This window comes from Sulfobacillus sp. TH-112 (assembly GCF_057473405.1).
Genome location: NZ_JBYCKN010000038.1, coordinates 1 through 6,534, shown reverse-complemented (window position 1 = coordinate 6,534; position 6,534 = coordinate 1). Strand labels below are relative to the sequence as shown.

The following is a 6,534-nucleotide window of genomic DNA, read 5'->3' as shown; positions in this document are numbered from 1 at the left end:
GTGCTACCCCATCTTAAGGAGGAATCGCTAGTGACTACCAGTATAAAGAAAAACGCGACGGCCGAACAGTCTCGTACCTTGCCGTGGGTTGACATGTGACAGGATGCCGAAGACGGCTTACTGGCCCTGTCCATCCGGGTCGGATTGCAGGTGTTGCAACAGATGATGGCGGCCGAGGTGGAAGAGTGGGCCGGTCCCAAAGGACGGCATGATCCCCAGCGTCAAGCCGTTCGGCACGGGACCGAAGGCGTGCCGGTCACATTACGAATCAATTGGTTCCCCTAGCGGCATTTTTCAGCCCCCATGATGCTGACGCATCATGGGGGCAAGCCACATGGGCGCAACTCTCGGATCTCATGGTTGAAAAACCCGTCGTTTCTTGTGTTGGAGGAACCAACACGGCATCTGGACCTTTCTCGACGCCGTCAATTGTCTGGGTGGCTTACTCAAATTAGGTGCACGATGGTATTGGCTAGTCATGACATTGATTTCTTAGATTCGGTGGCCAATCGGACATGGCACCTAAACGGGGGGAAGCTTAGGACCAGTGACGGTCCACCTTCCCGGCACCTAGAGGCCCTGCGGTTGGAGACAACTGCTTACGAACGTCGATATGGTCAACAACAAAAGCGGCTACAAACGTTAAGAGAGGACGTCGCTGAGACAAGGAAGCAGGCAGTGCGCACGGAACACGAATCACACAATGCCGGCGCAAGAAAAAAGGCGAAAAAGGTTGCTCGAAAAGCTCGGGCGCGGGAGTCACGACTTGAACATTATCTTGAATCCGGTGAACAACTTGCAGCCCCCAAGGAACCTCATTTGCTACGGTACACATGGGACCACGTTGCAAAGTCATCGGGCGTCATCGCAAGGTTGGAACGGGTTTCCTTGGGTTGGGGTCCGCCGTGTCTACAGGAGGTGTCGCTCGAAGTCCGTTCCGGCGACCGCATTGGCATAACTGGGGACAACGGCTCGGGTAAGTCGACGCTGTTAAACACGATCCTAGGTCGGTTTCAAGGATTCACATCGGGCTATGTGAGACCAGTCGCGGAAGGGTACGGATACATTGCCCAGGTTTTTCACCCTCCTAAAAATAAAACATGTTGGCAGTTCTTTGAAGAGTTTTCCACACTGGCTCCGGGGCTCGGTCGGGCATGGCTCCTGTCATACGGATTCAGGGAACGTCAAATCTTTTCTTCCGCAGACAACCTCAGCGATGGGGAATTAGTCAAGCTTCAGATTGCTGCATGGAGTGCGGCAGGGGTCGGGGTTTTAGCTTTAGATGAATTGGAGCATCATCTCAACATGTTTAGCCTCGAAACGATTTCACACGGGTTAAAACAGTTTCCGGGAACCCTGCTGGTCATTTCTCACTGCCCCCACTTTCTAGAAGAACTAGGAGTAAATGTGACATGGTACGTTGCAGACAAGCGAGTGGCCATCAAAGCGCGAGAATTTAAATACTAATTTCCATCAGTATGAAATCTGTACAAAAATGTCGGAATAAGTCGATAATGACAGCATTGGCCGCGGTCTCCCGAGAGTACAGGAAAGTCTTGGTTCTAAGATTTCATTCAATTGGGTGACGACTCCCCACGGCTGAAGCCGGGGGCTTTTGTGCGACCGGCAGGTCGCAGTTCTTGTTAGTGAAAGTCTGACCTCCGCCAGTTCACTCGTTCAAGTGGGGTTTAGGTCTGACCTGTGAGTCCTCCCTATCGGCCGGGCGATTGCAATGACGCCGGGTCATCTTGTAGGTATTGATACACCGTGGTGCGTCCCACACCAAATATTTTGGCGAGTTGTGTCTTGGCTTCCCCCGCCGCAGCGCGTTGTCGGAGCTCCTGCACCTCGGCGGATGTGAGGGACTTCTTGCGGCCGCGGTAGACGCCGCGTTGTTTAGCCAGGGCAATCCCTTCCCGTTGACGTTCCCGGATCAGCGCCCGCTCAAACTCGGCAAAGGCCTCCATGACCGAGAAGAGCAGCGTGGCCCTGGGGGAATCCTCGCCGGTAAAGACCAGCTGCTCCTTCACGAATTCCACCCGTACACCTTTGTGCGTCAATTCTTGCACCAAGCGCCGCAGATCATCCAAGTTGCGGGCCAAACGGTCCATGCTGTGGACCACCACGGTATCACCTTCCCGCACGTAGGCCCGCAGCTGCTCCAGATGCGGCCGCGCGGCATCCTTCCCCGAGGCCTTATCCGTAAACGTGCGATCCACGGCCACGCCGTCCAACTGGCGGTCCGCATTCTGATCGAGAGACGAGACACGCGCATAGCCCACGCGTTGGCCAGTCATTCCCGTTCCTCTTCCTCTTCTGCTTCCTGTGAAAGAAGTGCCGCGAATTGGCGATCGAGCTGAGCAACGTGTGTCTGGGCAATACGCCACACGTCGTCCAGATCGACCTGGGCGTAGCCATGAATTAAGACGTTGCGCAAATCCTTCATACCGCGCCAATCGATAAAAGGGTGCTCTGGCGAAAGGCCTCAGAGATTTGACCTGCGGCTTCGCCGATAATCTCCAACTGCCGAATAATGCCGTCCTGCTTTTCCTCAGCGGCATCAAAGGCCGCCCGCGTCACCCGCTGCAGGCGATGCAGGATCTTCTGACTCGCTACGTGGATATGGTGAATATAGAGCGCATCATTGTGACGCGACATAAATAATCCTCTCTTCCGCCAGTACATCGTCCCGAATCAAGGCATCCAGCAAATGAGGTTTCATGAGGTCCACCGGTCGACCCCATAGATCCTCCAACGCTTGTTTCAAATGGATCCACTCGAAGCCGCGGGCCGGGGAGTTGGGCAAGAGCGTACAGAGCACATCGATATCGCTCCGGTCCATAAAGTCGTCGCGCAGCACCGATCCGAATAAGGCGAGCTGGGCGACACCATACTGGCGACACAGCGTTTGTAAGGCGGCCTCGTGCAGTTCAATCGGTAACCCGTGCGTCATGCTCCTTCTCCCCTTCGGCATTGTTTACGATAATATTAAGACATCGCCGAACATCTGTCCATAAATACGAAAAGAGACTCTAAGCGAACAGGATTTACCGGTGTCCCGCGTTGTGTGGTTGAGGTGTGCGCCAAGTTGGCATATGGAGATTTCTAGAACGGGTTGGTCCAAGACAATTTCCATGCACAAAAGAAGTAGAATGGCTTTTTATGTAAAATTTCCCATATAGTTTAGAAAGGAGAATGAATATGAAGAATCGATCGATTGCCTTATTGTCGTCAACCCTCATAGTACCGCTTATAGCGTTATCCTCATCATCGGCGGGTGCCACTGCGACGAACGGAAGTACGACATGGCGTTCGTGGATGAGCGTGTTCACACCGTCAGCCGCACGGTAGTTAGCTATCCATGCTCCTTGCGTTTCATCTGCCCAATGGATAGCCTGAGCAATTTCTTGGTGGCCCCCGACGGGATGACGATGTCCGAGTCTAACCATAGGATCCATGCGAAGGACTGGGGGGCCGCCGCAGATCGTGCCTGCTCTAGCACCATATTGCGACTTCGCGGAATATTGCCCGCCTCGCCGATTAAAAATCGCAAGGGACGACCGAGCATCTTACCGAGGGAAAAGAGCTCAAACATACTATGAACCAACATCTGGCCGTCACGTGTTGGAAGGCCGATAAATAATGGATTCATGCTTAGAGCCTCTCCTCTACGAGTGGTCGTGTGCGTGGTATCGGCTTACATGTTACTACTACGTGCGCAAGTATTTGGTCCAATACTTGTGAGTTAACCATTGGTAGAGGGGCGGATCATTCACCCAAATCATTTGGCCGCGTTGGTTCGTGTAGGTCACGATGTCTGGTATCTGCTGCAAAGGCAGGTTAAGGTGTTCCCACGGGTCATGCGTGGCGGACACCACGGCGACGGTTCGGCCATTGGTTAGGTATAGTATGACGTAGTACGGAACATGCTGGACGTGAGGCCGATTCGGTACCGGAAGGTGAACCATTAATGGTACTCCACGCCCCAGCAACGTGATAATTTGACGAGCTACAACAGGGGTTAGCTGCGGAGGCACGGGCCATTGACGTTGTGCGCCGTCAGCCGGATGCCTCCACCCTCCTGATTTGCTATGAAGCCGGTCCGACAGGCAAGAGCGCGTTACTCCGCTGGGACATTCATCGGCCCGACAAAATGCTGGTACTAACCTTAGTACCATCTCAGATCTACTATACGACAAACGAAAACACGACTCGGAAATGCCTCTCGTGATCTTTTTTCTGTCACGTTTTCGTCACCGATCAGTCGTTCTGTCACTTATTTGTCACTTTTCGATGCTACAGATCTCATTTTTGCGTTTTTTACAGAACATAAAAAACCCACACTTCCTTGTAGGATGCGGGTTTCAAACTTGGTGCGCCCGTGAGGATTTGAACCTCAGGCCTCCTGATTCGTAGTCAGGCGCTCTATCCACTGAGCTACGGGCGCGACAAAGGATATTGTATCATCTCGCTTCAGGTCAAGCAAATCTAATTCATGGAACCTTAGGCAAGATAATGGCGGAGGGGGTGGGATTCGAACCCACGCTAGGTTTACACCTACTAACGGTTTAGCAAACCGTCCTCTTAGACCGGCTTGAGTACCCCTCCGCAGCAGAATTCATGGTACCACAGGTTGTTTCAGGTCTGCAAGTGGCGTTTGCTGGATTATTGACCGTGACGTAATGCCTGACCCGGAAACGCCCCGGTCGCTCCACCCTTATCCCACACCTTAACACCATTGGTATAGACGGCCTCAATTCCGTGGGAAATCTGGTGCGGATTTTGGAAGCTTGCGGTGTCTCGGATGGCATGTAGATCCAAGATAGCTAAGTCTGCGTAATAGCCCTCCATAATCTTTCCACGGCGCAATAGTCGCAGACGTTCCGCCGCCATTCCCGTCATCCGATAGATAGCTTCTTCAAGAGATATCCACTGGCGGTCCAACACAAAGTCCCGAAGCACCTTCGGAAATGTACCATAGCTTCGAGGATGGGGATGCCCTCCCGCGAGTGGTCCATCAGGGGCAACGGCACCGCCATCGGTGCCAATGAGAGTCCGCGGAAAACAAAACACCCGCTTTATATCTTCTTGCCCCATGCCGAAACGGATCATGCTGACCCGCATCTCATTGTCTTCCAATATCTTGAGCAATGCTTCGACAGGAGGTACCGTCCACTCTTGTGCGATCTCTAAAAGGCTTTTTCCTTCAAGATGTTGCATCGCCTTTTGACTCACCGTTCCAATGGTGGTTCGCTGCCACCCAAATCGCGACTCCTTGGGGTCCACTTCCGCAACCATTTTCCTGCGCAGACTAGGATCGCTCATCCGCTCTAGCGTGGCCAGCTTTCCCCCCGAAAGTGCCCAATCCGGCAATAGGGCCGCCAGCTCCGTAGCGCTGGCATCATAAGGATATTGGTCGAGATAGATGTCCATACCCTCTTCGATAGCCTGGGTTACATGAGCCAGCGTCATGGCTGTTTTTCCCCAGTTATGCGGTCCCATGGCCTTATGATGAGATAATTGCAATCCGACTCCTGCCTGACGGCAAATAGCTATCGCTTCATCGACCGCTTCCACCAAGGTATTGCCTTCATTACGTAAGTGGGTGAAGTATAATCCATTCCTAGGCGCTATCGCCGTTGTCAGTGCCGCGACTTCCTCGGTGGATGTAAAACATCCCGGCGCATAAATAAGTCCAGTGGAAAGTCCCCATGCACCTTGTTGCATTGCGTCACTAATGGCTTCCTGCATCTCGATGATCTCAGATTCTGTCGAGGGCCGATCATCTTCACCGCGAATGCCACGACGCAGAGTGCCATGGCCTATGAGGGCGATAACATTAACCGCAATCTGTCCTTCAAGGCCCGTGAGGTACTCATCCATGCTGCGAAACGGGACATCACGTCCAAACCGATGAAAATATCGACCCACCTCCTCGACCATATGGCCGAAGAGAGGGGAGCCAGACAGTCCACACTGGCCGATGACCTCGGTCGTAATTCCTTGTGACACCTTACTTACGGCTCGACCATCGATGTATAGCGGAAGATCCGAGTGTGAATGCATGTCAATAAATCCTGGCACGACAGTTAAATCGCCGTGGGCCCGCCCTGGTCGTCGTTCGATCGCGACAATATGCTCATTTTCAACCGTAATCCGTCCGTGAAAGGGTAGCGCTCCCGTTCCGTCTACTACCGTCACATCTTCTAGTGTCCACCGCATGTTCATTTTCATCCCCAATAAAAAATGCCATCGTGGCCGACGGCAAAAAATGGCGGAGGGGACAGGACTCGAACCTGCAAGCCTTTTTAGGGCGGCGGTTTTCAAGACCGCTGCGTTACCAGTTACGCTACCCCTCCAAAACGATTACTTCTATTGTATCCAGTTCAGAAGAGAAAGCCAAGAGACAGATTCTACGAGCTTTTTGCGTTGTGCCTTTCGACCCGCTGTGGATAACCGCTTTTTCGGGGATCCATGCGTAGCGGCGGCGTTCCGTCCGCAAAATAATCCGAGTTATCGAATGCCATGTATTGC

Annotated in this window: 7 protein-coding genes, 3 tRNA genes and 2 pseudogenes; 3 read left to right on the top strand and 9 right to left on the bottom strand. The window is 53.0% G+C overall.

From position 1 onward, the window contains the following. A pseudogene (locus ACOJWD_RS02520) lies at positions 1 to 246 on the top strand (IS256 family transposase); the annotation flags it as partial. A 339-nt stretch (positions 247 to 585) separates the two neighbouring features. Further along, a complete protein-coding gene (locus ACOJWD_RS02515; protein WP_486991647.1) occupies positions 586 to 1,467 on the top strand; it encodes an ATP-binding cassette domain-containing protein in 882 nt (293 codons plus the stop codon). Positions 1,468 to 1,712: 245 nt separating this feature from the next. On the opposite strand, the gene ACOJWD_RS02510 is transcribed toward ACOJWD_RS02515, so the two are convergent. From ACOJWD_RS02510 to ACOJWD_RS02500, 3 genes and pseudogenes are all read right to left on the bottom strand, one after another. After that, positions 1,713 to 2,297, bottom strand: a complete 585-nt coding sequence (locus tag ACOJWD_RS02510) for a recombinase family protein (protein ID WP_486991646.1) — start codon at positions 2,295 to 2,297, stop codon at positions 1,713 to 1,715. Beyond that, a pseudogene (locus tag ACOJWD_RS02505) lies at positions 2,294 to 2,658 on the bottom strand (HepT-like ribonuclease domain-containing protein). Before ACOJWD_RS02505 ends, ACOJWD_RS02510 begins: the two are co-directional and overlap by 4 nt. Beyond that, complete coding sequence (locus ACOJWD_RS02500) at positions 2,642 to 2,953, bottom strand: nucleotidyltransferase family protein (protein WP_486991645.1); 312 nt, start codon at positions 2,951 to 2,953, stop codon at positions 2,642 to 2,644. The pseudogene ACOJWD_RS02505 and the gene ACOJWD_RS02500 overlap by 17 nt, the downstream one beginning before the upstream one ends. 248 nt (positions 2,954 to 3,201) lie before the next feature. Here ACOJWD_RS02500 and ACOJWD_RS02495 point away from each other — a divergent pair, with 248 nt between their 5' ends. Further along, positions 3,202 to 3,351: a hypothetical protein gene (locus ACOJWD_RS02495; protein WP_486991644.1), complete on the top strand. Its 150-nt coding sequence runs from the start codon at positions 3,202 to 3,204 to the stop codon at positions 3,349 to 3,351. Between the two features lie 4 nt (positions 3,352 to 3,355). Here ACOJWD_RS02495 and ACOJWD_RS02490 read toward each other — a convergent pair whose 3' ends face one another. From ACOJWD_RS02490 to ACOJWD_RS02465, 6 genes are all read right to left on the bottom strand, one after another. Next, the gene (locus tag ACOJWD_RS02490; RefSeq protein WP_486991643.1) at positions 3,356 to 3,652 is read right to left on the bottom strand and encodes a hypothetical protein; all 297 of its coding nucleotides are present in this window, start codon (positions 3,650 to 3,652) and stop codon (positions 3,356 to 3,358) included. 58 nt (positions 3,653 to 3,710) lie between these two features. Then, positions 3,711 to 4,178 (bottom strand): hypothetical protein, encoded by a 468-nt coding sequence (locus ACOJWD_RS02485; protein ID WP_486991642.1) that lies wholly within the window; start codon positions 4,176 to 4,178, stop codon positions 3,711 to 3,713. A 193-nt stretch (positions 4,179 to 4,371) separates the two neighbouring features. Next, a tRNA-Arg gene (locus ACOJWD_RS02480) sits at positions 4,372 to 4,447 on the bottom strand. Between the two features lie 69 nt (positions 4,448 to 4,516). Next, positions 4,517 to 4,608: transfer RNA gene (locus ACOJWD_RS02475), tRNA-Ser, on the bottom strand. Positions 4,609 to 4,665: 57 nt separating this feature from the next. After that, positions 4,666 to 6,222 (bottom strand): N-acyl-D-amino-acid deacylase family protein, encoded by a 1,557-nt coding sequence (locus ACOJWD_RS02470; protein WP_486991641.1) that lies wholly within the window; start codon positions 6,220 to 6,222, stop codon positions 4,666 to 4,668. Positions 6,223 to 6,272: 50 nt separating this feature from the next. Beyond that, positions 6,273 to 6,359: transfer RNA gene (locus ACOJWD_RS02465), tRNA-Ser, on the bottom strand. Positions 6,360 to 6,534: the final 175 nt, after the last annotated feature.